Source organism: Halomonas zincidurans B6, assembly GCF_000731955.1.
In the GTDB taxonomy this organism is placed as follows: domain Bacteria; phylum Pseudomonadota; class Gammaproteobacteria; order Pseudomonadales; family Halomonadaceae; genus Modicisalibacter; species Modicisalibacter zincidurans.
This window is the reverse complement of the sequence record NZ_JNCK01000001.1, coordinates 74673-100477: the sequence shown is the minus strand read 5'-3', so window position 1 is coordinate 100477 and position 25805 is coordinate 74673. Positions and strand designations below refer to the sequence as shown.

General features: G+C 66.4%; 26 protein-coding genes. 15 read left to right on the top strand and 11 right to left on the bottom strand.

From position 1 onward, the window contains the following. Nucleotides 1–5 precede the first annotated feature (5 nt). Nucleotides 6–302 carry a cory-CC-star protein gene (locus HALZIN_RS0100535; protein ID WP_051907307.1) on the bottom strand — a complete coding sequence of 99 codons (297 nt, stop codon included), beginning with the start codon at nucleotides 300–302 and terminating at the stop codon, nucleotides 6–8. Continuing rightward, nucleotides 289–2040: a carbon starvation CstA family protein gene (locus HALZIN_RS0100530; protein WP_031382315.1), complete on the bottom strand. Its 1752-nt coding sequence runs from the start codon at nucleotides 2038–2040 to the stop codon at nucleotides 289–291. Before HALZIN_RS0100530 ends, HALZIN_RS0100535 begins: the two co-directional genes overlap by 14 nt. 506 nt (nucleotides 2041–2546) lie before the next feature. On the opposite strand from HALZIN_RS0100530, the gene HALZIN_RS0100525 reads away from it, so the two are divergent. The 6 genes from HALZIN_RS0100525 to HALZIN_RS0100500 all read left to right on the top strand — a co-directional run bounded on the left by HALZIN_RS0100525 (nucleotide 2547) and on the right by HALZIN_RS0100500 (nucleotide 7484). Beyond that, nucleotides 2547–3515, top strand: a complete 969-nt coding sequence (locus HALZIN_RS0100525) for a sugar kinase (RefSeq protein ID WP_031382314.1) — start codon at nucleotides 2547–2549, stop codon at nucleotides 3513–3515. Nucleotides 3516–3560: 45 nt separating this feature from the next. Continuing rightward, complete coding sequence (locus HALZIN_RS0100520; RefSeq protein WP_031382313.1) at nucleotides 3561–4547, top strand: 2-hydroxyacid dehydrogenase; 987 nt, start codon at nucleotides 3561–3563, stop codon at nucleotides 4545–4547. A 202-nt stretch (nucleotides 4548–4749) separates the two neighbouring features. After that, nucleotides 4750–5445: an HAD-IA family hydrolase gene (locus HALZIN_RS0100515; protein ID WP_031382312.1), complete on the top strand. Its 696-nt coding sequence runs from the start codon at nucleotides 4750–4752 to the stop codon at nucleotides 5443–5445. Nucleotides 5446–5546: 101 nt separating this feature from the next. Continuing rightward, nucleotides 5547–5921: a translation initiation factor Sui1 gene (locus HALZIN_RS0100510; RefSeq protein ID WP_031382311.1), complete on the top strand. Its 375-nt coding sequence runs from the start codon at nucleotides 5547–5549 to the stop codon at nucleotides 5919–5921. Between the two features lie 59 nt (nucleotides 5922–5980). Beyond that, nucleotides 5981–6406: a YbaY family lipoprotein gene (locus HALZIN_RS0100505; protein WP_031382310.1), complete on the top strand. Its 426-nt coding sequence runs from the start codon at nucleotides 5981–5983 to the stop codon at nucleotides 6404–6406. 85 nt (nucleotides 6407–6491) lie between these two features. Beyond that, nucleotides 6492–7484: an aldo/keto reductase gene (locus HALZIN_RS0100500; protein ID WP_031382309.1), complete on the top strand. Its 993-nt coding sequence runs from the start codon at nucleotides 6492–6494 to the stop codon at nucleotides 7482–7484. Nucleotides 7485–7597: 113 nt separating this feature from the next. Here HALZIN_RS0100500 and HALZIN_RS0100495 read toward each other — a convergent pair whose 3' ends face one another. Next, complete coding sequence (locus tag HALZIN_RS0100495) at nucleotides 7598–8497, bottom strand: NAD-dependent protein deacetylase (RefSeq protein ID WP_035575046.1); 900 nt, start codon at nucleotides 8495–8497, stop codon at nucleotides 7598–7600. Between the two features lie 94 nt (nucleotides 8498–8591). Here HALZIN_RS0100495 and HALZIN_RS0100490 point away from each other — a divergent pair, with 94 nt between their 5' ends. Together HALZIN_RS0100490 and HALZIN_RS0100485 are read left to right on the top strand one after the other, a co-directional pair. Further along, the gene (locus HALZIN_RS0100490; RefSeq protein ID WP_035575044.1) at nucleotides 8592–9656 is read left to right on the top strand and encodes a diguanylate cyclase; all 1065 of its coding nucleotides are present in this window, start codon (nucleotides 8592–8594) and stop codon (nucleotides 9654–9656) included. An 88-nt stretch (nucleotides 9657–9744) separates the two neighbouring features. Beyond that, the gene (locus tag HALZIN_RS0100485) at nucleotides 9745–10647 is read left to right on the top strand and encodes a nuclease-related domain-containing protein (protein ID WP_031382306.1); all 903 of its coding nucleotides are present in this window, start codon (nucleotides 9745–9747) and stop codon (nucleotides 10645–10647) included. Between the two features lie 243 nt (nucleotides 10648–10890). Here HALZIN_RS0100485 and HALZIN_RS0100480 read toward each other — a convergent pair whose 3' ends face one another. The 6 genes from HALZIN_RS0100480 to HALZIN_RS0100455 form a co-directional block, all read right to left on the bottom strand. Further along, nucleotides 10891–12261 carry an MFS transporter gene (locus tag HALZIN_RS0100480; protein WP_031382305.1) on the bottom strand — a complete coding sequence of 457 codons (1371 nt, stop codon included), beginning with the start codon at nucleotides 12259–12261 and terminating at the stop codon, nucleotides 10891–10893. A gap of 93 nt (nucleotides 12262–12354) precedes the next feature. Further along, a complete protein-coding gene (locus HALZIN_RS0100475) occupies nucleotides 12355–13275 on the bottom strand; it encodes a bile acid:sodium symporter family protein (protein ID WP_031382304.1) in 921 nt (306 codons plus the stop codon). Nucleotides 13276–13384: 109 nt separating this feature from the next. Then, nucleotides 13385–14722, bottom strand: coding sequence for a deoxyguanosinetriphosphate triphosphohydrolase (locus tag HALZIN_RS0100470; RefSeq protein WP_031382303.1), 1338 nt, complete (start codon nucleotides 14720–14722; stop codon nucleotides 13385–13387). Between the two features lie 89 nt (nucleotides 14723–14811). Continuing rightward, the gene (dacB, locus tag HALZIN_RS0100465; RefSeq protein ID WP_031382302.1) at nucleotides 14812–16254 is read right to left on the bottom strand and encodes a D-alanyl-D-alanine carboxypeptidase/D-alanyl-D-alanine endopeptidase; all 1443 of its coding nucleotides are present in this window, start codon (nucleotides 16252–16254) and stop codon (nucleotides 14812–14814) included. Between the two features lie 74 nt (nucleotides 16255–16328). Then, nucleotides 16329–16661 (bottom strand): DMT family transporter, encoded by a 333-nt coding sequence (locus HALZIN_RS0100460; protein ID WP_201448216.1) that lies wholly within the window; start codon nucleotides 16659–16661, stop codon nucleotides 16329–16331. Further along, a complete protein-coding gene (locus tag HALZIN_RS0100455) occupies nucleotides 16658–17074 on the bottom strand; it encodes a PACE efflux transporter (RefSeq protein ID WP_051907576.1) in 417 nt (138 codons plus the stop codon). The genes HALZIN_RS0100460 and HALZIN_RS0100455 overlap by 4 nt, the downstream gene beginning before the upstream one ends. A gap of 92 nt (nucleotides 17075–17166) precedes the next feature. Here HALZIN_RS0100455 and HALZIN_RS0100450 point away from each other — a divergent pair, with 92 nt between their 5' ends. Then, a complete protein-coding gene (locus HALZIN_RS0100450; RefSeq protein ID WP_031382299.1) occupies nucleotides 17167–18060 on the top strand; it encodes a LysR family transcriptional regulator in 894 nt (297 codons plus the stop codon). Here the strand turns inward: HALZIN_RS0100450 and trmB are convergent. Beyond that, a complete protein-coding gene (gene trmB / locus HALZIN_RS0100445) occupies nucleotides 18057–18752 on the bottom strand; it encodes a tRNA (guanine(46)-N(7))-methyltransferase TrmB (protein ID WP_031382298.1) in 696 nt (231 codons plus the stop codon). The two genes, HALZIN_RS0100450 and trmB, sit on opposite strands and share 4 nt — an antisense overlap. Before the next feature lie 395 nt (nucleotides 18753–19147). Between trmB and HALZIN_RS0100440 the strand changes: the two genes are divergently transcribed. The 5 genes from HALZIN_RS0100440 (at nucleotide 19148) to HALZIN_RS0100420 (ending at nucleotide 24719) form a co-directional block, all read left to right on the top strand. Beyond that, nucleotides 19148–21031: a beta-ketoacyl synthase gene (locus HALZIN_RS0100440; RefSeq protein WP_031382297.1), complete on the top strand. Its 1884-nt coding sequence runs from the start codon at nucleotides 19148–19150 to the stop codon at nucleotides 21029–21031. A 29-nt stretch (nucleotides 21032–21060) separates the two neighbouring features. Further along, a complete protein-coding gene (gene coaD, locus HALZIN_RS0100435; protein ID WP_051907306.1) occupies nucleotides 21061–21588 on the top strand; it encodes a pantetheine-phosphate adenylyltransferase in 528 nt (175 codons plus the stop codon). A gap of 32 nt (nucleotides 21589–21620) precedes the next feature. Beyond that, a complete protein-coding gene (locus HALZIN_RS0100430; RefSeq protein ID WP_031382295.1) occupies nucleotides 21621–21869 on the top strand; it encodes a YfhL family 4Fe-4S dicluster ferredoxin in 249 nt (82 codons plus the stop codon). Nucleotides 21870–21953: 84 nt separating this feature from the next. Then, nucleotides 21954–23315 (top strand): MATE family efflux transporter, encoded by a 1362-nt coding sequence (locus HALZIN_RS0100425; protein WP_051907305.1) that lies wholly within the window; start codon nucleotides 21954–21956, stop codon nucleotides 23313–23315. 90 nt (nucleotides 23316–23405) lie between these two features. Then, nucleotides 23406–24719, top strand: coding sequence for a short-chain fatty acid transporter (locus HALZIN_RS0100420; protein WP_031382293.1), 1314 nt, complete (start codon nucleotides 23406–23408; stop codon nucleotides 24717–24719). 93 nt (nucleotides 24720–24812) lie between these two features. On the opposite strand, the gene HALZIN_RS0100415 is transcribed toward HALZIN_RS0100420, so the two are convergent. Further along, nucleotides 24813–25121: a hypothetical protein gene (locus HALZIN_RS0100415; RefSeq protein ID WP_031382292.1), complete on the bottom strand. Its 309-nt coding sequence runs from the start codon at nucleotides 25119–25121 to the stop codon at nucleotides 24813–24815. Between the two features lie 172 nt (nucleotides 25122–25293). On the opposite strand from HALZIN_RS0100415, the gene HALZIN_RS0100410 reads away from it, so the two are divergent. Then, nucleotides 25294–25803, top strand: a complete 510-nt coding sequence (locus HALZIN_RS0100410; protein WP_031382291.1) for an acyl-CoA thioesterase — start codon at nucleotides 25294–25296, stop codon at nucleotides 25801–25803. The last annotated feature ends 2 nt before the right edge of the window (nucleotides 25804–25805 follow it).

Below are 25805 nucleotides of genomic sequence, written 5' to 3'. Positions count from 1 at the left end.
AACGGCTAGCAGCAGCGGAAGCTGTCCAGCGGCGAGCGCGGAATGCCCTGGCGCCGGTGCCACTCGTGGAAACGCTCGAGCATGTAGGGATAGAGTTCGAGGGTCATGTCGCTGACGGGGTTGGGGATGCCCATCATGTCGCAGAAGCACAGCAACATGAACAGGTCCTCTTCATCCTGCAGCTCGCGAGCGATCTCCTGGCGATGCGGCAGACTCAGCACCGCATCGTAGCCCTGGATGACCCGGCCAATCCGCGCCCGCCAGCCGGCGGGCGCGTTGTCGTCACGATCAGCGCGGCTCATCGCTCAACGCATCCAGGCGCACCCCGGCCCCCTGACGAAAGCTGCGTGAGGCCTCCAGCAGGATCCATAGCGCAAAGACCAGGATCAGGCTGCCGAAGCTGAACAGCAGCAGGTTGCGCGGGGCGTCCCCCAAGCCGGACCAGGTGAAGATCACCTGCTGCCCCATGGCCCACAGGGTCATGACCAGCAGGAACAACATCGGCACCAGGGTAAAGATCACCGGCCGCCCCTGGCGCTTGAGCCATACTGACACCAGCATCAGCGTGATGCCTGCCAGCAGCTGGTTGCTGGTACCGAACAGCGGCCACAACAGATAGCCGCCGGAGCCGAAGCCGTTGGGACCTTCCGGCAAGATCACCAGGGCCGCGCTGGACACCACGGCGATGGTGGTTGCCACGTGCTTGTGGGCCAGCACCGGCATACCATACTCGGTACTCAGCTCGGCGATGATGTAGCGCATCAGGCGCACCGAGGTGTCCAGGGTGGTAGCCGCGAAGCTGACCACGATCACCGCTACCAGCGTCGAGCCCATCTGCGGTGGAATGCCCAGGTTGGCCGCCAGCTGGCCGGCACCTTTGACGAACGAGCCCAGGCCGCTGGAGCCGGCCGCCGTGAAGCTGGAATAGGTGGCAGTGAAGTCGGCGCTGCTGGCGAACAGCGTGCCCACGGCAATGATCGCCACCATGGCCAGCATGCCCTCGCCGAGCGCGCCGCCGTAACCGATCAGCCGGGCGTCGGTCTCCTTGTCGAGCTGCTTGGAGGTGGTCCCCGAACCGACGAGGCCGTGGAAGCCGGATATCGCCCCGCAGGCGATGGTGATGAACAGCAGCGGATACCAGCTGATGTCGGCCTCGCCGTTGACTGCCGGCGCGGTCATCGCCGGGGCCCCGAACAGCAGGCCCAGGTAGAGCAGCGCCAGGCCGACGACGAGCTGGTGGGAGTTGATGTAATCACGCGGCTGCAGCAGCTTCCAGACCGGCAGGGTGGAAGCGACGTAGACATAGATCATCAGCACCATGATCCACACCAGAAAGGCCATCGAGGTGCCGTCGAAGCCGCCGACGACCGGGGCGTCCGCCCCGCCGAACCAGCTCACCAGATCGATCTGCAGGGCAGGGATCACGCTGGCCAGCAGCGCCGTGCCGTACATGACCACCAGCGCCACCACCGACGGCAGCAGCATCGACCCCGAATGTCGGTAGACGCGATAGCCGATCCACACCGCCAGCGGGATCTGGATGAACACCGAGAGCACGCTCGACGGGAAGACAATGAACAGCTTGGCGATGACCCACGCGAAGACCGCGTTGATCATCAGCACCAGGACCATAATAATGAACAAGAACAGCAGCTTGGCGCGTTGCCCGATGAGCCGGTTGGCCAGCGTTCCTATGGAGTGCCCCTTGTGGCGATTCGACAGCACGATGGCGCCGAAGTCATGCACGCCGGCGGCGAAGAGCGTACCCAGCACGACCCAGAGGATCGCCGGCAGCCAGCCCCAGTAGATGGCGATGGCGGGGCCGACGATGGGCGCGGCACCGGCGACCGAGGTGAAGTGGTGGCCCCACAGGATCCACTTGTTGGTGGGCACGTAGTCGACGCCGTCGCGATAGGTATGCGCGGGCGTCTGAAAGTCGGGGTCCAGGCGATAGATGCGTTCGGCGATGAACTTCGAATAGAACCGAAAGCCCATCACGAAACACACGACGCCGAAAACGGCGATCCAGATTGCGTTCATGACTGGTCCTTGATGGCTGACAGCGGGGAGAGGTGCCGTTCACGAGGGATAACGGCGCAAGCCTTCGGCCTGACCGGCCGACGCGACGTGTTACACACCGGCCACAATCGGAACAGGCATACCCTGAGAAACTAAGCAATTATTCGCAAAGGCGTCAAACCGACGCCGGCGGCGCCCTCCCCAGCTGCATGCCGCAAACCGCCGTATGACGCGCCTCCTGCCGATCGGGCGGGCTCCGGAGCGCGACGAATGTCTAACCCAGCGCGAGCGCCTGACGCTGCGCCATGTGCACTGCAAGGACAGCGCCTGGCATAATGGCTGCCCCCGTGCCGCCGTGACCAATGCCGTGGACTGCCACGAATGGCGCGCTAATGGCGGCCTTCCCGCAGACGTGCCTCGCGCCACCGAATAACCCGTGGAAGGCGACGATCTTGCCAGCGTGAGCCACGACGAGCTGGCCCGCCTAGCCCGGCTTCGAACAGTGCCATCAACCGCAGGAGTACGCCATGAGCCACGCAGACAACCCCGAGATCCTCACCTTCGGCGAGGCGATGACGCTGTTCGTCGCCGAGACTCCCGGCGAACTGGCCGACGTGGAGCACTTCGCCCGCGGCATCGCCGGCGCCGACACCAACGTCGCCATCGGCCTGGCCCGGCTGGGCTTCCACGTCGGCTGGCTGAGCCGGGTGGGCGACGACAGCTTCGGTCATTACATCCGGCGCACGCTGGAACACGAAGGGCTCGATTGCCGCCATCTGCGCCGCGATCCCGAGCATTCCACCGGCCTGGTCTTCAAGGCCCGCAGCGAGGACGGCTCCGACCCCCACGTCGAATACGTGCGCCGCGGCAGCGCCGCCAGCCACCTGAGCCCCGCCGACGCCGACGCGGTGGACTTCGCGGCGGTTCGCCACCTGCACGCCACCGGCATTCCTCCGGCGCTGTCGAGCTCGGCACGGGCGCTGGCCGAGCACATGTTCGAACAGGCCCGCAAGGCCGGCGCCAGCATCTCCTTCGATCCCAACTTGCGGCCCAGCCTGTGGTCCAGCGAAGAACAGATGCGCGATACCCTCAATGCGCTGGCCGCGAGCGCCGACTGGGTGCTGCCCGGGCTTGCCGAGGGCCGCCGGCTGACCGGCCTGGAATCCGCCCACGACATCGCCGGCTTCTATCTCGAGCGGGGCGCCAAGGCCGTGATCATCAAGCTCGGCCCCGAGGGCAGCTACTATCGCAGCCACGCGGAAAGCTTCACCGTGGAAGGCTTCAAGGTGGCCAGGGTCATCGATACCGTCGGCGCCGGCGACGGCTTCGCGGTGGGCGTGGTCAGCGCGCTGCTCGACGGCCTGTCGCCGCGCGCCGCGCTGCGCCGCGGCAACCTGATCGGCGCCGAGGCGGTGCAAGTACTCGGCGACATGGAGGGCCTGCCTCACCGCGAGCGCTTACAAGCGCTGGAAAGCGAACTGCCCGACCTGAACTGAACGACGCTCACCGCCCACCACGACAAGCGATATCCGGAGTCACCCATGAAAAAGCGTATCGTCGCCTTCCGGCGGCTCACCGATCGGCACCTCGAACAGCTCAGCGAACGCTTTCACGTCGACTATTTCCCCGATCTCGAGTCGGCGGACGACCCGGCGTTTCGCGAGGCCCTCGGCGAAGCCCACGGGCTGGTCGGCGCCAGCCTCGGGATCACCCCCGAGCTGCTCGATGGCGCCCCGCACCTCGAGGCGATCGCCAGCATCTCGGTGGGTTACGACAACTATCCGGTCGACGAACTGACCCGCCGCGACATCCTGCTCTGCAATACACCGGACGTGCTCACCGAAACCACCGCCGACACCGGCTTTTCGCTGATCATGGCCACCGCGCGGCGGGTCGTCGAGCTGGCCGACTTCATCAAGCGCGGCGACTGGCAGGAAAGCATCGGCGCATCGCTCTACGGCACCGACGTGCACGGCAAGACGCTGGGCATGGTCGGTCTGGGGCGCATCGGCGCCGCCGTGGCGCGGCGCGGTGCGCTGGGCTTCGGCATGAACGTGCTCTACACCCATGCCTCGCCCAAGCCCGCGCTGGAAGCCGAGCTCGGCGCCCGGCGCTGTGAGTTCGATGAGTTGCTCGAGAGCGCCGATTTCGTCTGCGTCAGCGTGCCGCTGACCGCCGAGACCACTCACCTGTTCGGCGCCGAACAGTTCGCGCGCATGCGCTCGAGCGCGATCTTCATCAACATCGCCCGCGGCAAGGTGGTCGACGAGGCGGCGCTGATCGCCGCGCTCGAGACCGGCGAGATCCGCGCCGCCGGGCTCGACGTCTTCGAGCGCGAACCGCTGCCCGGCGATTCGCCGCTGCCGCACATGGCCAACGTCGTGGCGCTGCCGCACATCGGCTCGGCGACCCATGAGACACGCACCGCCATGGCTCAACGCGCAGTCGACAACATCACCCTCGCGCTCAATGGCGAGCGACCGATCAGCCTGGTCAACGAAGCCGCCTGGGAGCGGCGCCAGGGCTGATTGCGGCCGGCGCCGTCCGGGCTGCCCCGCCTGGCCCATCTCAGTCGAAAATGGCTTTGTCATGTTTTGTTATATTGCACTACACTGTTCGGAAACAGTGTTCTTGAAACGAAGGCCATTCACCCTCAACCGTGTGCCGGCCTTGCCGATAACCAAGAGTATGAGCCCGCTACAGCGAGGCTAGCCGCAAGAGACACGACCCATGCCCCACTCCCTCTGTCTGCTTTTCGATTGCGATGGCACCCTGGTAGACAGCGAACCGCTACTGGCGGAAGTGATGGCCGATACGCTGAATCGCGTCGGCCTGCCCTTTGCCGCACGACAATACATGGAGGAGTTCCGCGGTGTGCGCTTCATGACCATCGTCGCCGAGCTGGAGCGCCGCCATGGCGCGCTCGACGCCACGGTGCGCAGCGCCGCCGAGGCCGAGATGCGCAAGACCATGGCCCTGCGCATGGCCCGCGAGCTTCAACCCATCCCCCACGTTCGCGAAACCCTCGATGCGCTGTCCGACCTTCCCCGCTGCGTGGCCTCGAACGGCCCCGAGCACAAGATCCGCAACGCACTGGACAGCACCGGCCTGCGCCGCTATTTCGACGAGCGCCTGTATAGCGGCTACACGCTGCAATGCTGGAAGCCCGACCCGGGATTGTTCCTGCACGCCGCCCGCAGCATGGGCTTCATGCCCGAGCAGTGCGTGGTGATCGATGACGCCGCGGTAGGGGTCGCCGCCGGGCTCGCCGCCGGCATGCGCGTGGTGCACATCAATCGCTTCGCCGAGGAGGAACGAACCCCCCAAGGGGCGATCTCGATGACCGACATGGGCCAACTGCCCGTCATCCTCGCCCGCCTCGCCGAGACCGTCAGCCGCGTCATGCCGGTCGCCGCCGCCCGCTGACGCCGTTCGAAGGCGGCAGCGAACGCTCCGCGCCGGCCATCGTCGCCGGCGGCGTGCTGCGCTATCATCGTCTCCATGTGCCATTCGACAGGAGCCGCTTGATGGCCTCCCTTCAGGATCAGCTGCGAGGGCTCGTCTATTCGACCGAACATGGCGAGACCTGCCCCGCCTGCCGCCAACCGCTTGCCGACTGCCAGTGCGCCGACGAGGCCGAGGCCGAACGCATCGCCGCCCTCGACGGGGTGGTGCGCATCCGCCGCGAGACCAGCGGCCGCAAGGGCAAGGGCGTGACCACGGTACACGGCGTGCCGCTCGCCCATGACGAGCTCAAGGCGCTGGCCAAGACGCTCAAGAAGCGCTGCGGCACCGGCGGCGCAATCAAGGCGGGCGTCATCGAGATTCAGGGCGATCATCGCCAGCTACTCAAGGCCGAGCTCGAATCCCGGGGCTACACGGTCAAGTTGGCCGGCGGCTGAGCGCGGGTTAGCGCTGCCGGCGCCCCTTCATGTCATTCCCCACTGCATCAGGAGCCGTTATGACCCGCCACCCCGGCCTGCCACGACCACTGCGACTGGCCTTGGCGCTGCTTGTCCTGCTCGCTCTCGGCGGCTGTGCGCTGACCCCGCGCCTCGCCAATCTCGAGGCGCGCGTCGTCGCCGATGCCCCGCTCGAACTGCCGCGCAACGCCGAGCTCAGCGTCACCCTGCGTGAAGGCTCGGCGAGCGGCGGAGTGATCGCCACTGGCAATTACACGCGCCTGGGCCGCGGGCCGATTCCCGTGATACTGCGCTATGACGCCAACGCCGTCGGCGCCGGTGGCGATTACCGGCTGCGCGCCGAGATCCGCGCCGACGGCCGGCTGCTCTACGCCTCGCCCGAACCGGTCGCGGTTCTCACCGGCAACGCCGCGACTGGCCCGGTCGAGGTGCCCGTCGAACCGGTCGCCGCCAGCCGGCCCTGAATCCGACACGCGCCGGCGACTTGCCAAGCCGACGCTAACCGGCCAGCCTAAGGGCCATCCACTCACCACAACAGGGAGCGTTCCCATGGAAACCCTCAAGATCGGCGATACCGGCCTGTCCGCCTCGCGCATCGGCCTGGGCACCTGGGCGATCGGCGGCAAGATGTGGGGCGGCAGTGACGACGCCCAGGCGATCCGTACCATTCACGCCGCGCTGGATCGCGGCATCAATCTGATCGACACCGCCCCGGCCTACGGCTACGGTCACTCCGAGGAAGTCGTCGGCAAGGCACTCGCCGAATATGGCCAGCGCGACGAGCTGGTGATCGCCAGCAAGGCCGGCCTCGAATGGGGCGAAGGCATCGAGGGACTGGTGCGCAACGCCACCGCGCCGCGCCTCGAGCGGGAAGTCGAGGATTCGCTGCGTCGGCTGGGCACCGAGACGATCGATCTGTACCAGATCCACTGGCCCGACCCCCAGGTGCCGATGGAGGAAACCGCCAGCGCCATGCAGCGGCTCTACCGAGACGGCAAGATCCGCGCCATCGGTGTCAGCAACTTCACCGTCGAGCAGTGCCGGGCCTTCAGCGGAGTCGCCCCGCTGCACAGCGTGCAGCCGCCGCTCAATCTGTTCGAGCGCGACGCCGAACACGACATAATCCCTTACGCCGAGCGCGAGGGGCTGACCATGCTGACCTACGGTGCGCTGTGCCGCGGCCTGCTCAGCGGCAAGATGCGCCGCGACACTCAGTTCAACGGCGACGACCTGCGCAATAACGACCCCAAGTTCCAGGAGCCGCGATACGCTCAGTACCTGGCCGCGGTGGATGCCCTCGAGCGTTTCGCCCGGGAGCGCCACGGCAAGCACGTGCTGGAACTTGCCGTGCGCTGGCTGCTCGACGGCCATGCCAACGGCATCGCGCTGTGGGGTGGCCGACGTCCCGACCAGATGGAGCCGCTCGATGCCATCGACGGCTGGAAGCTCAACGCCGACGACCTGGCCGAGATCGATCGGCTCCTCGCCAAACACGTCAGCGACCCGGTGGGCCCGGAGTTCATGGCGCCGCCGACACGCTGAAATGCGCGTGCGTCCACGCAAAGCTCGGGCTGGGCGATGCTGGGCTTTCTTGCATCGGTCGAATAGCCGATCACAGCGTGTACAGGAAGACGTTTTAGCATCGCGACGTCGTCTCAGCCGAGCGCCTCGGCCAGTGCCGTCAGCGTCTCGCCCGTCGCCGCGTCAAGCTTGAGGGAGTAGAGCAGGTCGCCACGGGTGTGGCCACGATTGATGCAGGCGATCGGCTTGCCGTCGCGTGCCGCCTGGCGAGCGAAGCGAAACCCCGAGTAGACCATCAGCGACGAACCGGCGACCAGCAGCGCATCGGCCTCGGCCAGCGCCGCGAAGGCGGCATCGACCCGGGTGCGCGGCACGTTGTCGCCGAAGAACACCACGTCAGGCTTCCAGATGCCTTCGCCGCAGCGCGTGCAGTCGAGGATTTCAAAGCGCGAGAAGTCCAGGCCGTCGAGATCGGCGTCGCCATCCGGGCCGGCCGCTGCGTCGAGCTTGAGCCAGTCGGGATTACGCTCGGCCAGCTCGCGATGCAGCGCATGACGCATGCGGCTGGCGCCGCAGCCCATGCAGCGCACGATCTCGGCGCGCCCGTGCAGGTCGATGACCCGCCGCGAGCCGGCGCGCTGGTGCAGCCCATCGACATTCTGGGTGACCAGCGCGGTGACGTGGCCGAGCGCCTCGAGCCGCGCCAGAGCGCGATGCGCCGGGCCCGGGCGAGCGACCTCGATGGCGCGAAAGCCGATCAGGCTGCGCGCCCAGTAGCGCTGACGGGTCGCCGCGCTGGCCATGAACGCCTGGTGCCGGACCGGCGGCGAACGCTTCCAGGCGCCCATCGCATCGCGGTAATCGGGAATGCCGCAGTCGGTACTCACCCCGGCGCCGGTCAGTACCATCAGCCGCGGATAGCGCTCGGCGAACGCCTGCAAGGCCTGGAACGCGGCCTGCGCCGCGGCGCTGCCCGGCCCACCCGATGCGGGCCCGGGCCCGGGCGTCGGGCGAATATCGTTGATCGTCGTCATGAAACTTTCCACTAGTCGCCAGTCGGGTTTTGCGCCAAGGTAAAACGTCTCACACACCCGGCCCGGGTGGCCAGCATCAGGACCGTAACGCCGCATGTCTGCCGCCGCCGCCACACTCCGCCGCGATCCGCGCCTCGCCCTCTCCCGGCGCGCCTACCTGCCTCGCATCATCGGCCTGGGGCTGGGGTCGCTGTGTGTCGCCGCAACACTTTACGAAACCGCCGCCGGCTGGCCGCTGTGGACGCTGCTGGCGATCAACGGCCTGGCCTGGCCGCACATCGCTCGCTGGTGGACCGCACGCAGCCGCGAACCGCACACCCACGAACGTCGCCTGCTGCTACTGGACACCCTGCTCGGCGGCGTCTGGATCGCGGCGATGGGCTTCAGCGTACTCCCCGGCGCGGTTTTCGCCACGCTGTTGTGCTTCAACAATATCGCCGTCGGCGGGCTGCGCATGCTCGCGCGCGGGCTGATCGCGCTGGGGGCCGGTGCGACCGTCGGCTGGCTGGCGCTCGACGTGCCGGCCTTCACGCTGGTGCCTTCGCCGCTTTCGTTGTTCGCCAGTCTGCCGCTGCTGATTATCTACCCGCTGACGATCGGCCAGATCGTCTACCGCCAGGCCAAGGCGCTGGTCGAGCAGAAACGCCTGCTGACCCGGTTCAGCCGAACCGACGGCCTCACCGGGCTGTATAATCGCCGCCACTGGGAAGTCCTGGCCGAGCGCCACTTCACCGCAGAATGTCCCCCGATCACCCTGGCGCTCATCGCCCTCGACCATTTCAAGCAGATCAACGACACCTTCGGCCATGCCATGGGCGACCAGACCCTGCGACGCGCCGCGGCCTTCCTGCGCGAGACACTGGGCGACCAGGCGCTGGTCGGCCGTTACGGCGGCGAAGAGTTCGGCGTGCTGCTCCCCGACACGCCCATCGACCAGGCCCTGGCGCAGCTCGACGCGCTGCGCGAACGCTTTGCGCGTCGCGAGGTCCAGGGCGAGACTCTGCTGCCCTGCACGCTGAGTATCGGACTGGCCGAAGCGACCGACGCCATGAACGACTACCATGACTGGCTGTGCCACGCCGACCAGGCGCTCTACAGCGCCAAGACCCAGGGTCGCAACCGGGTGGTCGCCTACACGCCGATCACCCGTTCGGCTTGAATCGCGCCGGTTGGCGCATGGTGAGCGACGGGCCGCTTGGCTAGAATGAGCGCTTCGTGCACACCCTCGCGGCAAGGATGAACATGAGATGGCCTGGCTGGAATACCTGTTACCACTGATTTTCCTGACGCCGCTCGGCGCCACTGCGGGTATCGTGATGGCGCTGCGCAACCTGCACGACGCTCGTGTCCACTCGCCGTTCGACGCCCATCCACTGCGCGAACCGGGCCAGGCGCTGCGCGATCGCCTCGATCGCGCCTTCACCAGCCTGTTCTTGAACGGCGCACTGGGGCCGATCGTGATCCTCGCCCCGTTGACCTACGGCATGGGCCGCATGCTCTTCGCCGACAAGCAGATCTGGTTCGAATGGGCGCTCTACGGGCTGCTCTGCTCAGCGTTGGTGCTACTGTTCTGCTTCTTGCTGATGCGCGACTTCCAGCGCATTCGCCGGCTTAAGCTGGGGCTGGCCTGTGAGCTGGCGGTGGGTCAGGAGTTAGAGCGGTTGATCCGCCCCGAGAGCCATCCGTTTTTCGTCTTCCACGACATCCCCAGCGACACCTTCACCATCGACCATGTGGCGCTGACGCCCTACGGCGTGTTCGTGGTCGAGACCCGCGCGAGGACGCATCCGCTGGACGCCGCCGGCCGCCCCCAGGACCAGGTGGCTGTGGAAGGCCAGCGCCTGCGCTTTCCTGGCTGGAGCGAGCGCGAACCGCTGCGCAAGACCCGCCAAGCCGCCGGCTGGATGCGCCATTGGCTGGCTCGAGAGTGCGGCTTGAACGTGCCGGTGCGCGGGGTGCTGGTGCTGCCCGGCTGGCAGATCGACAGCGATCAGGCCCCGAACGATGTGCTGGTAGTCAGTGGCGAGGGGCTGGCACAACTGCTCGCCGAGGCGCGGCTCGGCGCGTTCGGCGATGCTGTGCACGGCGACGTGGCCCGGGCGTTGATCCGACGCGCCCACCACAAACCAACTGCAGGGCGCTGGCATTGACCGTCGCGACCAGATCCATGGCGGTGGAAAAATAGAGGCCTCGACCTCGAGGACCAACTGCATCCAGGTTCAGGCGCGGCGAACTGCAAGTGCGCTTCTCCATCGCTGGATTGGTATCCAAGCATCTGACAGTCAGGTAGGTAGGTAGGTAGGTAGGTAGGTATAGATGTTATCTGGCATTGCGGTCATGCGGCGTTTTCTCATGGCCGCCGTGTATACGGTTCCGAAACGCGCTATCGCTCATTATCTAGGCCACGCCAGATGATGACGATCGATTACGAAGACATGACGATGCCGACCTTGCGGGTGAAGATGGGGGTGACGGTGGGGTTCCGGCCCCTCCCAGCCCTCATGTTCATGCTGGTGGTGCTCGTCATGGTAATGCCGGTGGGTGTGCTCGACAGGCGCGTGATCATGCTCGAGAGCCACCGGATCCCGTGACGGCCAGACGCGGGACGCCAGCACCGTCGATACCAGCGCGATCGTCCCCAGCAGGGCGAAGGTCTCGATCAGCCCCGCCTGCGCCCCGAACCAGCCGGCCAGCGGATAGGCCAGCAGCCAACAGCCGTGCGATAGCGAGAACTGGGCGGCAAATAGCGCCGGACGGTCCTCAGGCTGGCACGATTGTTTGAGTAAGCGCCCGGTGGGCGTCATGACCAGCGAGGCGCCGACGCCCAGCAAGAACCACAGCCCCAGCAGCCCCACGAACCCCGGGGCCAGCAGCCCCATAAAGAGGCTTAGCGTCATCAGGACGCCGCCCGCAAGCATGAGCAGGCGTTCGCGCGCATGGTCCATGATTTTCGGCAGCAGCAGGGCCACCAGCATCGAGCCGCCTCCGACCGCCGCGAAGGCCATGGCTACGGCCTGCTCGCCCATGCCCAGGGCAGAGCGGACGTAGACCACGGTGTTGACGATCTGCATTGACCCGGCGGCCGAGACCACCATGTTCAGGGCTAGCAGCCCACGCAGCCGCGGTGTTTTCAGATAGATACCCATGCCGTGGGAGATCCGGCGCCAGACACTCGGCGCCTCGTCCACGGTCTGAGATGAAGGTAGCACTACCGAGACGACCAGGCCGGCCGAGACCAGGAAGGCCAGGCCATTGAGCAGGAACAGCACATCGAAACTCATCACCACCAGCAACGCCGCGGCGGCCATGGGACTGAGCAGATTCTCGAGATCATAGGCGAGACGCGACAACGACAACGCCCGGGTGTACTGCCCCTCGTCCTCAAGGATGTCTGGAATCGTCGCCTGAAAGGCTGGCGTAAACCCCGCCGAGGCGGCATTGAGCAGAAAAATCAGCACATAGATCTGCCACACTTCGGTGACGAAGGGCAGCGCGAAAACCACAGACGCGCGTAGCAGATCCAGAGCGACCAGCAGGACGCGACGAGGCAGACGCGAGGCGTAAGCCCCGGCCACTGGCGCGATCCCCACATAGGCCACCATCTTGATCGCCAGGGCCGTACCCAGCACGATCCCTGCCTGCCCGCCTGCCAGGTCGTGGGCAAGCAGCGCCAGGGCGACGGTCGTCAGGCCAGTGCCGACGAGGGCGGTAACCTGAGCCAGAAACAGATGGCGGTAGATACGATGAGTCAGCACCTGGAGCACGAGACCCTCCTCAATGTGGCTCTGCTGTTGATGGATGTCCGTCCCCAACACTAACCCACGATCGTTGAGGACGGGCAGGTCAAAACATCATGTCTAGCCTCGTGCAAGAATCTTGGCCGCAATGGGTGAGGTGATCATCTGAATCACTGCAAAAAAAGCCGCTGGAATCGCTATTTCCGATGGCAGGCCGGATGCAGCCACAAAAGCGGCAGCAATGCTGAACTCCTTTTTACTCACGGTAAAGAGATAGGTGATCACCTCTTTGCGATCAGTGGTTAGCAGTCGCGAGACCATCCCTACCAAGTAACCGGTCAGGTTGAGGCACAAGGCCGCCCCGGCAATCACAAGAGCGTACCAACCATAACCAATGATGGTTTTTGCGTTCGGGCCTACCACAGCGAGCAGTATCAGTAGATATATAATTGATCCAAGCCCCGCATAAGCCGAATCATGCCGAGCAAAGAAACATGGGAACCCTGTACGCAAGCTCACACCCAGGACGGTAGGAACGAGAACGATCAACACCAGTTCAAGGATAATCGAGCCAAGGGGAACTTCCAATTGTATGCCTGTCAGCCATAGAAACAGGAAAGGAACGATGAACGGAGACAACGCCGTGTTGACTGCGTTGAAAACGGCGGCCAGGGCAACATTGCCCCGCGCCATCAGCACCAGAAGAGGAGAGGAGACATCCGTTGGCAGTGTGCCAAGCAAGGTTTGGCCTGCGGCCAACGGACCGCTTCCAAAGAACAGGCGGCCCGTCAGCCATCCGGCAATCGACATAGGTCCATAGACCAGGCCCAGTGCCAAAAACTGTCGTGACGGTTTACGAAGGACTATTCGCACGTCATGCGCGTCGAAGGTCAGGCTGATAATAAGCATCAGCAACGCAAGTAATGGCCCGATGGAAGGTTCAAGGAATTTCCCGGTTTCCGGAACTGTCAATCCCAACCCGGCTACGGCAATGACAAACCATACAAGATTGGATTCGACGAAAGAGATGAGTCGGTTCATGTTTCCAAATTCGTATTCCGATTGGTGTGGGGCGCCCTTGGCACTTAGCAAATAATTCAATGGCTTTGTCGCAGCAGGTCAGCGCCAAATCCGGCAGGCTCCTGGAGAATCAGTCACCCTTCAGACGTCCGCCCATCTCCTGGGCCAGATCCACGGCGTAGTGGTCGGTCATGCCGCCGATGAAATCGAGCATCCGACGATAGCTGTCATAGAGCGTCCAGCTGGGCCTGGGCGTGTTCTCGCCGATCAAGGCCAGCACGCGCTGATGCTTGAAGGTCGAGCTGCCATGATGATGAAGTTCGTGGGCGGCGCCGATGAACGCCTCGAGCAGAATGCCCAGCGTGGTGTAGGCGCCGATCTCGAGCTTGGCCTTGCGCTCGTTCTGAAAGATCCGCTCCCGGGCCAGCTGCTTGGCCGAGGTGACCCCCCAGCCCAGATCCGGATGGCAGAGTTCGAGCAGGTCGTCCTGCAGCGCGCCGCTGAGCAGTGCGGCCTCGTGCTGCACGAACACCTCGCCGACATCGTTGACCGCGCGCTCCATCGCCGCGCCGCGCAGCGCGGCGATGCAACGCCGCTGGGAGACGCCGGCGGCACGCATCGCGGGATACTCGGCCGGCTCGCCACCGGCAATCTGGGTCAGCACGCCGGCGACTTCGTCGAAGCGCAGGATGCCCATCTCCAGGCCATCCTCGAGATCGAGCAGCGCATAGCAGATGTCGTCGGCGGCTTCGACCAGGTAGGCCAAGGGATGCCGGCACCAGGCCCAGTCATCGCGCTGCTTGAGTCCCAGGCACTCGGCCACCTCGGCGAGCTGGGCCTTTTCCGACTGATAGGCGCCGAACTTGCCGGCGCGGCCGCCGTGCTCGACCGTCCAGGGATACTTGAGCATGGTGCCCAGCGTCGCCGCGGTCAGGCGCATGCCGCCGCGGAACTGGTTGTATTCGACCTGGGTGACGATGCGAAAGCCCTGGGCGTTGCCCTCGTAGGTCAAAAGGTCTTCGCGCTGGGTCTCCGATAGCCCCTCGAGCAGGCCGCTGCCGTCGCTCCCGGCGCGCTTGAACCAGTCGCGGATGGCGTACTCGCCGGCATGACCGAACGGCGGGTTGCCGATGTCGTGCCCCAGGCAGGCGGCCTGGACGATCACTCCCAGGTCGGCCGGGGTGATCCACTCCGGCAGCCGGTGGGAGAGTTTCTCGCCGACGATCATGCCCAGGCTGCGGCCCACGCAGCCGACCTCCAGCGAATGGGTCAGGCGGGTGTGGATATGATCGTTGTCGGTCAACGGATGCACCTGGGTCTTGCGCCCGAGGCGCCGGAACGAGCCGGCGAAGACGATCCGATCGTGATCCTTGTGGAACGGGCTGCGGCCGATCTCGCCGCGCGCGGCGCGCGGCTTGTCGTTGAGACGCTGCGGATCGAGCAGTCGCTCCCAGTGCATCTGCGTCATGGGGCTTCCTTGGTCGTGGTGACGGCGCGGTAGTACAGCATGCCCTCATTCTACGTCACTCGCCGGCTGACATCGCCGCATGCGCACGCTCAGTAGGCGCGGATCATCGCCGCCAGGTCCTTGGAGAGCGGATCGAGGACCTGCGACCAGGACAGGTACGGCGTCTGCGCGGTGCCGTTGACCAGTACGCTGAACGATCCCCAGCGTCCCTCCAGAGTGCGAAAGTACCCACCGATCGAGCGTACCGAGTAGGGCTGATTGAGCGTCCCGGTTTTGAGCATCACCCGGCTCTGGAACAGCGGATCGCCGCGGCGAATGAAGCGCATCGGGCCGTTTTCCGGCAGCTGTAGCCCGGCGACGAAGGTCGGGAACAGCGCCGGGCGCTGATACATCGCCTCGAGCAGGGCATTGACGCCCTGGGCCGAGGTGCGATTCTCGGTGGTCAGGCCGCTGCCGCTGAGCAGGTTTATCGGCCCATGACCGGGCACGCCGTCGACAAACGACTCGATCGCCTCGCCACCCTCGGCCAGGCTCGCCCGCGCGGTATCGGCCAGGTCCAGGCTCAGGGTATCGGCCATGAAGTTGTTGGAATAATTGAGCGTGCGCGTCAGCAGCTCCTGCAGTGGCTTGCCGTCCACCGCGGCCAGCTGCCGAGCATTGTCGGGCGGCCGGGTGTGACTGGTCGCACTGCCGCCGCTGACCGTTACGCCGGCCCGCTCGAGCATCGCCAGCAGCGTCTGGGCGGTCTGCCGGGCGGGGTCGGAACTGGCGAGATAGACCGCCCGCGGGTAGCTTTTCAGGGCGATCTGCCCGCGGATCGCCAGCACGTCGCCACGCGCGTCGGTAATTCGCTCGGCGGCCAGCCGGGTGTCGCCACCGCGGGCCACGGTGGCGACGTTATTGTCGATGCGGGTGGTGGGCTCGACGGTATCGCAGCTCAGGATGCGTGCTTCATCGCCCGGACGGCCACCGGGCAGCACATCGAGACACCAGTTGGCGTAATTCACCGCCGCCGAGGACAGCAGCGCGCTGTAGGCGTTATCGGTGCGCGTCCGGGTCTGGCAGCGATCGGTGCTCCGGCATTTCACCGGACCGAAGCGCCACTGGCTGATCACCAGCTGGCCGTCGACCGCGCTCACGCCCTGCAGGCGCAGGCGCTGAATCAGCCGCCACAGATCTTCTGAGGTCAGCGCCGGGTCGCCGCCGCCCTCGAAGACCAGATCGCCCTTCAGGACGCCTTGTGCATCGAGCTCGCCGGTCGATACCAGCCGCGTGGTGAAGCGGTACTGCGGCCCCCAGCGATCCAGCGCGGCGGCAGCGATGTACAGCTTGGACACCGAGGCCGGCGAAAGCTGACGCTGCGGGTCGATTTCGCCGAGCACCGCGCCGCTGTCAAGCAGTTGCGCCTTGGCGCTGATGCGAAAGCCGCTATCGGCGAGTCGGGCGACATAATCGAAGCCGGCGGCCAGGCCGGGCGAGGCGGTACCCAGCAAGGTCAGCGACAGCAGCACGGCGGCGAGCGGGCGAAGCATGGGAGACCCTCGGTTGGCGAAAGCGCCCTAGCCTAGCAGGCCGCCGAGGCTAGCCGAAGAGTGTCAGGCATGGATCAGTGTGCCGAGACGCTCGAGAACAGCTGGATCACCGTCACGCCGGCGATGATCATCGCCAGGCCCGCCACCGCCGGCCAGTCGAGCTTCTCGCCGAACCATACCACGCCGATCAGCGTCACCAGCACGATGCCCAGCCCCGCCCACACGGCGTAGGCGATGCCCACCGGCAAGGTGCGCAGCACCAGCGTCAGCCAGTAGAACGCCAGCCCGTAGCCGATCACCACCCCGACGCTCGGCCACAGCCGGGAGAACTCCTGCGAGGCCTTGAGCGCGCTGGTACCCAGCACTTCGGCGACGATCGCCAGACACAGATACACGTAGGCCATCAGTTGTTCCTCCTTGCCAAGCGGCGCTGCACGATGCCATCGAAGGCGCTGTTGAAGATCAATGCGTAGCCCAGGAAGAACAGCATGAACCCAAGATCGAGCCAGAACGCCTCGATCAGGCCGATGCCCAGCCACCAGGCGACCACGGGCAGGGTCATTACCAGCAGGCCAAGTTCGAAGCCCAGCGCCTGGGCGACGCGCTGGACCAGGTTGCGCCGACGGGTCGGCACCCAACGATCGAACAGCCGGTTCCAGAGCAGATTCCAGAGCATGGCGAAGGTCGCCAGAGACACGGTCAGCAGGCCCAGCCGGCCGATCCCGTGACCGGTCAGCCAGCTCGCCAGCGGCGTGACCAGCACCAGCCCGCCGGCCTCGAACAGCGTGGTATGCAACACGCGCTCTCTCCAGCTACGCATCGCCATCCTCTCGAACATGTCATGGTCGACCCGCATTCTAGGTAGTATCTTGATGGATTCGAGTTAATACCTATCAGGAAAACAGATAGATCATGCAATGGAATCTCGACCAGCTCGGCTGCCTGCTGGCGGCGGCCGACTCAGGCTCGTTCTCGGCCGCCGCACGCCGCCTGGGCAAGGCCCAGTCGGCGGTCAGCACGGCGATCGCTCATCTCGAACTCGATCTTGGCCTGACGCTGTTCGACCGGCGACGCCGCACGCCGGTGCTCACTGCCGAGGGCGAGGCGGTGGTGCTCGAAGCGCGCGAGATCCTGCGCCAGTGCGACCAGCTCGCGGCCCGCGCCAATGCCCTGGCGAGCGGCGAGGAATCGCGGCTGACCCTGGCCGTCGACGAGGCGCTGCCCTATCCGCCGTTGATGGATACGCTGACGGTGCTCGCCGAGCGCTGGCCGGCGCTGGAGCTGTCGCTGCTCAACGGCGCGCAGGACGACATCCCCAGTTGGGTTGCCGACGGCACCGCCGACCTGGGCGTGCTGTTCAGCCAGCCGACGCTGCCCGAAGCGCTCAGCGTGCGCCAGATCGCGCGCCTCTCGCAGACCGCGATCGTCGCCGCCGATCACCCGCTGGCCGGCGAGCGCGAGGTGCGCCTGTCGACGCTCAGCCGCCATCGCCAACTGGTGGTCGCCTCGCCGCTGGGCGGCACTCCGCTGGGCGGCCAGCATCCAGCGCGGCTGTCGCCACGGGTCTGGCAGCTCAACAGCTACTACGCGATCGCCGAGCTGGTCAGCCAGGGCATCGGCTGGGCGCTGGTGCCCGAACACATCGCCACCTATCCGATGTACCGCTCGCTGGTCAGCCGCTTAATGATCAGCGAGCTGCCCGAGCCGGCCAGCGTCGGCGTGGAACTGGTGCGCCGCCGCGCCGCCGGGCAGGGGCCGATCGCCCGCTGGCTGGAGCGCGAACTCAGCGCGCGACTGTGCCGCTAGTCCTCCGCGACGGCGGGCATCAGCGCGGGAGCATGGGGCAACGTGACGGTGAGCCGCCACACCGTCTGACCGCTGGCGACGTACTTGCGCTCGAAGGGGGTCAGGAAGGCGCCCTGCGAATCGTGCTCGACGACCGTGGGCCGCTGACCGCTGGCCTGATGCGTAGCCAGGGCGAACTCGTCGAGATACAGCCGCCAGTTGGAGCGCACCTCGAGCCGCCCGCCCAGCGCGAGCAGCGCCGGAAACACCGGATGGCCGTGCCAGCGCAGCTTGAGGTGCGACGCCTTGGGATAGGGATTGGGATACAGCAAATAGTGGTGTGTCGGCTGCCAGTCGGCAGCCAGCGCCAGGCGCCAGAAATCCACCAGATCGGCGCGTACCAGCAACGCGTTGGCGGGCAGCGGGCCGTGATCGCGCCCCAGCCGGTCGGCGCTGCGGTCGATACCGATCACCGCATGTTCGGGGTGGCGAGCGGCCAGCTGGCGGGTCGACAGCCCCACTCCGCAACCGGCGTCGAGCACCAGCGGGCGCGACTGGTCCGCCAGCCAGCGCCGGGCCTCGGCAAAGGCCCGGCGGGTGTGCTCGGCGACCGGCTTGCGCAGCGGGTGGTTCAGCGCACGCGTGACGCGCCGCGCCAGGTCGTCGTGGGGAGCGGACTGGTTGCTGGTAACGGAACGGGAAGAAGCATGCATGTCAGGATTGGCGCGCTCGGCGGAACGAATCGAAGAGCGGCTAGTCTAGCAAAAAACGGCGCACCCTCGGGCGCGCCAATACCCACTTCAACTCGTCTGACTCAAACAGCCGTTTTAGCGTAAGCCGGAATGCAGCTGTTTTCAAACATGCGTTTGATCGCGGGCGCGGCATCGACCCGCGAAGTGTCCCATCACTTGGCCCGGCCAGCATGACGGGGCTGCGAGGCAGGTGCTATCATCGCGCCCCAGACTCGAACATCAGGGCACCCAGATGCCCCGCCGTTCTGCCGGCCCGCCATCGCTCCTGCGCTGCGCGAGGCCAGACAGCAACAGGACTCGTAGACTCACAGCACAACGAGGGACGCGGCTTGTCACAGTTACCGGTGATTGTCGGCATGGGCGGTGTCAATGCCGCCGGCAGGACCTCCGGACACCAGGCGTTTCGGCGCACGGTGCTCGATGCCCTGCCCGTCGAGGAGCAGGAACGTACGCTGATCGGCCTGGCCGCCATGATGCAGCTGATCAGCCGTCAGCCGGACGGCGGCTGGCAGGACATCCACGGTGAGTCGATCGCCGCCGGCGAGCTGGTCAGCCAGGTGCGCCAGCGGGTACTCGATCATACCCTGATCCGCCGCAACGAGGACGCCGCCTTCAACGCCGACGGCATCCCCGCCAATCGCCCGACGCAGATGCACTTAGAGCGACCGCTGACCTTCCAGGTGCGTCGCCGTCAGTTGCCCGACCCGTTGCCCGAGACCTGGCAGGTCCGCGACATCGACGGTCGCCAGGTCGAGGTCAGCGTCCCGGCCGGGGTGCTCGACGTGCTGCTGCCGGAGCGCCGCCAGGCGCAGGTGCGCGCCGCCGGCCGGCTGCCATACGGTTTCGAGCCCGGCCGGCTGTATCGCAGCGTGCATCACCCGCGCGGGCTGTCGATGGCGGTGTTCGGCGCCAGCGATTGCCTGGGCCAGAGCGGCCTGGACTGGCAGGCGCTGCACGATCGCCTCGACCCCGACCAGGTCGCCGTCTACGCCGGCAATTCCATCGGCCAGCTCGACGAACCCGGCTGGGGCGGGCTGCTCAAGAGCTTCGTCTCCGGCAACCGTGCCACCTCCAAGCAGATGCCGCTGGGTTACGGCCAGATGCCGGCGGATTTTCTCAATGCCTACGTACTGGGCAGCGTCGGCGCCACCGGGGCGATTCAGGGCGCCTGCGCGAGCTTCCTGTACAACCTGCGACTGGGCATCGAGGACATCCGCAGCGGTGCGCGCCGGGTGGTGATGGTCGGCACCAGCGATGCGCCGATCACCCCCGAGATCGTCGAGGGCTTTCGCAGCATGGGCGCGCTGGCCGACGACGACAGCCTCAAGGCGCTCGATGCGCTGAGCCTGCTCACCGACAGCGACTATCAGCGCGCCTGCCGGCCGTTCGCCCGCAACTGCGGTTTCACCATCGCCGAGGCCAGCCAGTTCGTGCTGCTGATGGACGACCGCCTGGCGCTCGAGACCGGCGCCCAGATCCTCGGCTCGGCGCCGGGGGTGTTCGTCAACGCCGACGGCTGGAAGCGCTCGATCTCGGCGCCGGGCATCGGCAATTACATCACCCTGGGCAAGGCGGTGAGCCTGGCTCGCGAGATCCTCGGCGAACGCGCGGTACGCGAAAGAAGCTTCGTCCACGCCCACGCCACCAGCACGCCCAAGAATCGCACCACCGAATCCCACGTGCTCGACGCCGTGGCCCGCGCCAACGGCATCGAGGAGTGGCCGGTGGCCGGGCTCAAGGCGTTCGTCGGTCACTCCCAGGGCAGCGCCGCGGGCGATCAGCTGACCAGTGCGCTGGGCAGCTTCGCTCATGGCCTGGTACCGGGCATTCCCACCCTCGAGGCGATCGCCGACGACGTGCACGCCGAGCGGTTGCGGCTGTTCCGCGAGCCGCTGGCCTTCCAGGCCGATGCCGCCTTCATCAATGCCAAGGGCTTCGGCGGCAACAACGCCACCGGCCTGGTACTGTCGCCGGCGGTCACCGAGCGGCTGCTGGCGCAGCGTCACGGCCAGGCCGCGGTCGACGCCTGGAAGCAGCGCCGCGAAGCGGTTCTCGCCGCCAGCGCAGCCTACGACCGGCGTGCCGATACCGGCGAGTTCTCGGTCATCTATCGTTTCGGCGAGGGCGTGCTGGAGGGCCCCGAGCTCACGGTCGAGGCCGACGGCATCCGTATTCCGGGCTATGCCCGGCCGGTCTCGCTGACCGTGGACAACCCCTACGGGCGTCTCGACGACGAGTGACTTCGCGCCCGCTTCGAACAGGACCGCCCATGAACATCGTTATCTACCCCGGCACCTTCGACCCCATCACCAACGGTCACTTCGATCTGATCGAGCGCGCCGCGCGGATCTTCGACAAGGTGGTAATCGCCGTGGCGGCGAGCCCCGGCAAGCGCCCGGCGCTGGATCTCGACACCCGCGTGGCGCTGGCCCGCGACGTGGTCGACGAACTCGACAACGTGAATGTCGTCGGCTTCAGCGGCCTGCTCACCGAACTGCTCGACCAGCAGGGGGCGCGCATCGTGCTGCGCGGGCTACGCGCCGTCTCCGACTTCGAGTACGAATTGCAACTGGCCAACATGAACCGCGCCCAGGCGCCCCATGTCGAAAGCCTGTTTCTGACCCCGGCGGTCGAAAATTCCTACATTTCTGCCACCATAGTGCGAGAGATCGCACGCCTGGGAGGCGACATCAGCGGACTCGTGCATCCCCGCGTCGCCGCTGCGCTGCGCGAACACTTCCATTGCGACCCGGGCTCCGTCGGACGGAGCTTTAGCGCGCAAAATCCAGGCCAGTGAGGATCCCTCTTTACCCAGCGAGGACATGAACCATGGCCCTGATGATCACCGACGAATGCATCAACTGCGACGTCTGCGAACCCGAGTGCCCCAACGACGCCATCTCGGCCGGCGAAGAGATCTATGTCATCGACCCCAACCTGTGCACCGAATGCGTCGGTCACTTCGACGAGCCCCAGTGCCAGCAGGTATGCCCGGTAGACTGCATCCCGCTTGACCCGACGCGCAGCGAGACCCGCGACCAGCTGCTGAAGAAGTACGAGCTGATCAGCGCCGCCTGATTCCCGAGCGCATTGCGCCACCCGGATCGTCACGCGACACCGACGCGCCACAACGTCAAGGCCAACGCCGAGCAAGGAATCCGCGTGTCTGCCGCACCCGCCCCCGCATACCCCGCCACCCAGCGAGTCTGGGCACTGGCCTGGCCGATCATCCTGTCCAACATCACCGTACCGCTGCTCGGCCTGGTCGATACCGCGGTGGTCGGCCACCTGCCGGAATCGCGCTACCTCGCCGGAGTGACGCTGGGTGCGATGCTGTTCAGCTTTCTCTATTGGGGCTTCGGCTTTCTGCGCATGGGCACCACCGGTCTGACCTCGCAGGCGCAGGGCCGCGACGACGCCACCGCGGTGCGCAACCTGCTCGGCCAGGCGCTGGTGATGGCGCTGGTCATCGGCGGCCTGCTGATCGTCTTCTCGCGGCCGTTGACCGCCCTCGGCCTGTGGCTGCTCGACGGCAGCGCCGAGGCCACCGCGGTGGCCCGCGACTACGCCGTCATCCGTTTCCTGTCGGCGCCGGCGGTGCTCGCCAACTACGCGATTCTCGGCTGGTTCCTGGGCCAGCAGAACAGCCGCGTGACGCTGGCGATCCTGGTGCTCACCAATAGCGTCAACATCGTCCTCGACCTGCTGTTCGTGGTCGGCCTGGGAATGGCCAGCGACGGCGTCGCCTGGGCCACGGTGATCGCCGACTACACGGCGCTGACGCTGGGGCTATGGCTGGTGCGCCGCCAGCTCGCCGAACTCGGCGGCGTGTTTCGCCGCGAGCGGCTATGGCGGCTGGCCGCCTACCGCGAACTGTTCCAGGTCAACAGCCAGCTGTTCCTGCGCACCCTGGGGTTGCTGTTCGCGCTGGCCTTCTTCACCGCCCAGGGCGCCAGCCAGGGCGACGTGGTGGTCGCCGCCAACGCCGTGCTGTTGCAGTTCATCATGCTCACCTCGTACAGCCTCGACGGCTTTGCACAAGCCGCCGAGGCGCTGACCGGGCGCGCCATCGGGCGCCGCGACTGGAACGAATTCTCCGCAGCGGTCGGCGCCGCAGCACGCTTCTCGCTGTTGACCACCGTCGCCGCCATGCTCTGCTTCACGCTCGGCGGCACGGCACTGATCGCCCTGCTCACCGACCTGCCGGCGGTTCGCGAGACCGCCGCCGACTACTTGCCGTGGATGATCCTGATGCCGGCCCTGGCGGTCTGGAGCTATCTGCTCGACGGGGTGTTCATCGGCGCCACGGCGACCCGCGAGATGCGCAACAGCGTGTTCGCCGGGCTGATCGTCTACCTGCCTGGCTGGTGGTTGCTGACCGGCCCGCTGGGGCTCGGCAATCTCGGCCTGTGGCTGGCCTTTCTGCTGTTCACGCTGGTGCGCTCGGTGACGCTGGGCGGGTACTACCTGCACTACCGCCGCACGCGCTGGAGCGACCGGGTCGAGGCCATTGGCCACAAGTAGCGTTGACCGGAGACGCCGACGCGGGTTATCGGTTACGCAAGGTTACCGCTATGCTTTGCTAACGCGCCGCCAACAACAAGCGAGACATCCATGCTCAAATACCTGTCACGACCAGCCGTGAAACTGGTCGACCGCTACCTGCCCGACCCCTTCATCTTCGTGCTGCTGCTGACCCTGGTCGCCGCCGCCGCGGCGATCGGCGTGGAACGTCAGACGCCACTGGCGGTGCTGCGTTTCTGGGGCGACGGCTTCTGGGACCTGCTGACCTTCTCGATGCAGATGCTGCTGGTGCTGGTGACCGGCTTCATGCTCGCCAGCTCACCGCCGGTCAAGCGCCAGCTGGCCCGGCTCGCCGGCAAGGCCGGCACGCCGGCGCGGGCGATCGTGCTGGTCACTCTGGTGTCGCTCGCCGCGAGCTGGATCAACTGGGGCTTCGGGTTGGTGGTGGGGGCGCTGTTCGCCAAGGAGCTGGCCCGTCAGATCCGCGTCGACTACCGGCTGCTGGTCGCCAGCGCCTACTCCGGCTTCGTCGTCTGGCACGCCGGGCTGGCCGGCTCGATCCCGCTGGTGATCGCCACCGAGGGCCACTTCACCGCCGACCAGATCGGCGTGATCCCGACCTCGCAGACGATCTTCTCGCTGTTCAACCTGGCGATCGTCGTCGCGCTGTTCATCGCGGTACCGCTGGTCAACCGCTGGATGCTGCCCGACGACAAGGACAGCGTCTACGTCGAGGCGGATAAGCTCAGCGACGTCGAGCCTCACGACGGTGTGGCCACGCGTCCCGCCGAGCATCTCGAGAACAGCGTCAGCCTGGCCTGGCTGGTGGGCATTCCGGGGCTTTTGTTCCTGCTCGATCACTTCCTGCTGCGCGGTGGCGGCCTCAACCTGAACGTCGTCAACTTCCTGTTCCTGTTCCTGGCCATCGTCCTGCACAGGACGCCACGCCGCCTGCTCGACAGCCTCAACGAGGCGATCAAGGGCGGCGCGGGGATCGTCATTCAGTTCCCTTTCTATGCCGGGATCATGGCGATCATGGTCCAGTCGGGACTCGCCGAAACGCTGTCGCAGGGCTTCGTGTCGATCGCCAACGCCGACACGCTGCCGTTCTGGACGTTCATCAGCGCCGGGGTGGTCAACTTGTTCGTGCCCTCCGGCGGGGGCCAGTGGGCAGTCCAGGCTCCGGTCATGCTGCCCGCGGCCCAGGCGCTGGGCGCCGATGTTCCGCGCATCGCCATGGCGGTGGCCTGGGGCGACGCCTGGACCAACTTGCTCCAGCCGTTCTGGGCGTTGCCGGTGCTCGCCATCGCCGGGCTCAAGGCCAAGGACATCATGGGCTTCTGCCTGATCCAACTGGTGGTCACCGGCGTCATCATCAGCCTGGGGCTGAGCTATATACCTTGAGTGGCCATACCCCGAGCGACCGGCGCTGACCGCCAGGGTACAGGCTAGCCGGTCGTGCGACCGACTCGGTGCTGCTCGCTCAGCGCTTGTCGCTCAATCCTTCTCGGGAGTAAAGGCCGGCGGATCGCTGGCCGGAAACGATTCGCTGCTGGCCTCGTCGACGCGGGCCCCCTCCTCGCCCGGCGGCGGCGAGGTGAGTACCGCGCCGAGCCGGCCGTCGGGGTCGTCGAGCAGCGTCAAGCGGTCGCTGGCAGTGGCCGAAAGCCGGGTGTAAGGCAGCCAGCGGAAGTTGCCGTCGGTGTCGACGATGCGCGCATACTTGCCGCCCAGCGCATCGACGTCGCCCAACCGAGTGCCATCCAGGGCCTGCACCGTGACACCGACATGAAAGGCTGCATCCATGTTAAGCCTCCTCATCCGTTGATCGTCCTACCAGTACAGCACAAATTGCATTCGATGCCCCAAGCCGCGGGCTCCCGTGCGCGCCCTCAAACATGATACAACCGGGGCTGCGCCACTGCGCATGCCCGACCGAGAGCCGACCGAGAGACCGCGCACCGTGACGAGCCAGCCCATGACGCCCAATGACATGCCCCGCCAGCACTCCCTGACCATGACCGTGCTGATGACCCCCGACATGGCCAACTTCAGCGGCAAGGTCCACGGTGGGGCGGTTCTCAAGAAACTCGACGAGGTCGCCTACGCCTGCGCCAGTCGCTATTCCGGCAGCTATGTGGTGACCCTGTCGGTCGATCAGGTGCTGTTCAAACAGCCGATCCACGTCGGCGAGCTGGTGACCTTCCTGGCCTCGGTCAACCACGTCGGCCGCTCGTCGATGGAGATCGGCATCAAGGTCATCGCCGAGTCGATCCAGGAGAAGCTCATCCGCCACACCAACAGCTGCTACCTGACGATGGTCGCGGTGGACGCGCAGGGACGCCCGGTCCAGGTACCGCCGCTGCGCCCGGCAACGCCATTGCAGCAACATCGCTTCGAGAAGGCCGCGTTACGCAAGCAATTGCGCAAGCAGGCCGAACAGGCCTCGCGGGAGCACGACAGCCAATACACCGGCCCAGCTTCCTGAGA

What these genes read in the sequence shown, in the direction of transcription:
- HALZIN_RS0100535 (WP_051907307.1), bottom strand. Translation starts at nt 302, where the DNA reads ATGAGCCGCGCTGATCGTGACGACAACGCGCCCGCCGGCTGGCGGGCG.
- HALZIN_RS0100530 (WP_031382315.1), bottom strand. Translation starts at nt 2,040, where the DNA reads ATGAACGCAATCTGGATCGCCGTTTTCGGCGTCGTGTGTTTCGTGATG.
- HALZIN_RS0100525 (WP_031382314.1), top strand. Translation starts at nt 2,547, where the DNA reads ATGAGCCACGCAGACAACCCCGAGATCCTCACCTTCGGCGAGGCGATG.
- HALZIN_RS0100520 (WP_031382313.1), top strand. Translation starts at nt 3,561, where the DNA reads ATGAAAAAGCGTATCGTCGCCTTCCGGCGGCTCACCGATCGGCACCTC.
- HALZIN_RS0100515 (WP_031382312.1), top strand. Translation starts at nt 4,750, where the DNA reads ATGCCCCACTCCCTCTGTCTGCTTTTCGATTGCGATGGCACCCTGGTA.
- HALZIN_RS0100510 (WP_031382311.1), top strand. Translation starts at nt 5,547, where the DNA reads ATGGCCTCCCTTCAGGATCAGCTGCGAGGGCTCGTCTATTCGACCGAA.
- HALZIN_RS0100505 (WP_031382310.1), top strand. Translation starts at nt 5,981, where the DNA reads ATGACCCGCCACCCCGGCCTGCCACGACCACTGCGACTGGCCTTGGCG.
- HALZIN_RS0100500 (WP_031382309.1), top strand. Translation starts at nt 6,492, where the DNA reads ATGGAAACCCTCAAGATCGGCGATACCGGCCTGTCCGCCTCGCGCATC.
- HALZIN_RS0100495 (WP_035575046.1), bottom strand. Translation starts at nt 8,497, where the DNA reads ATGACGACGATCAACGATATTCGCCCGACGCCCGGGCCCGGGCCCGCA.
- HALZIN_RS0100490 (WP_035575044.1), top strand. Translation starts at nt 8,592, where the DNA reads ATGTCTGCCGCCGCCGCCACACTCCGCCGCGATCCGCGCCTCGCCCTC.
- HALZIN_RS0100485 (WP_031382306.1), top strand. Translation starts at nt 9,745, where the DNA reads ATGGCCTGGCTGGAATACCTGTTACCACTGATTTTCCTGACGCCGCTC.
- HALZIN_RS0100475 (WP_031382304.1), bottom strand. Translation starts at nt 13,275, where the DNA reads ATGAACCGACTCATCTCTTTCGTCGAATCCAATCTTGTATGGTTTGTC.
- HALZIN_RS0100470 (WP_031382303.1), bottom strand. Translation starts at nt 14,722, where the DNA reads ATGACGCAGATGCACTGGGAGCGACTGCTCGATCCGCAGCGTCTCAAC.
- dacB (WP_031382302.1), bottom strand. Translation starts at nt 16,254, where the DNA reads ATGCTTCGCCCGCTCGCCGCCGTGCTGCTGTCGCTGACCTTGCTGGGT.
- HALZIN_RS0100455 (WP_051907576.1), bottom strand. Translation starts at nt 17,074, where the DNA reads ATGCGTAGCTGGAGAGAGCGCGTGTTGCATACCACGCTGTTCGAGGCC.
- HALZIN_RS0100450 (WP_031382299.1), top strand. Translation starts at nt 17,167, where the DNA reads ATGCAATGGAATCTCGACCAGCTCGGCTGCCTGCTGGCGGCGGCCGAC.
- trmB (WP_031382298.1), bottom strand. Translation starts at nt 18,752, where the DNA reads ATGCATGCTTCTTCCCGTTCCGTTACCAGCAACCAGTCCGCTCCCCAC.
- HALZIN_RS0100440 (WP_031382297.1), top strand. Translation starts at nt 19,148, where the DNA reads ATGGGCGGTGTCAATGCCGCCGGCAGGACCTCCGGACACCAGGCGTTT.
- coaD (WP_051907306.1), top strand. Translation starts at nt 21,061, where the DNA reads ATGAACATCGTTATCTACCCCGGCACCTTCGACCCCATCACCAACGGT.
- HALZIN_RS0100430 (WP_031382295.1), top strand. Translation starts at nt 21,621, where the DNA reads ATGGCCCTGATGATCACCGACGAATGCATCAACTGCGACGTCTGCGAA.
- HALZIN_RS0100420 (WP_031382293.1), top strand. Translation starts at nt 23,406, where the DNA reads ATGCTCAAATACCTGTCACGACCAGCCGTGAAACTGGTCGACCGCTAC.
- HALZIN_RS0100415 (WP_031382292.1), bottom strand. Translation starts at nt 25,121, where the DNA reads ATGGATGCAGCCTTTCATGTCGGTGTCACGGTGCAGGCCCTGGATGGC.
- HALZIN_RS0100410 (WP_031382291.1), top strand. Translation starts at nt 25,294, where the DNA reads ATGACGCCCAATGACATGCCCCGCCAGCACTCCCTGACCATGACCGTG.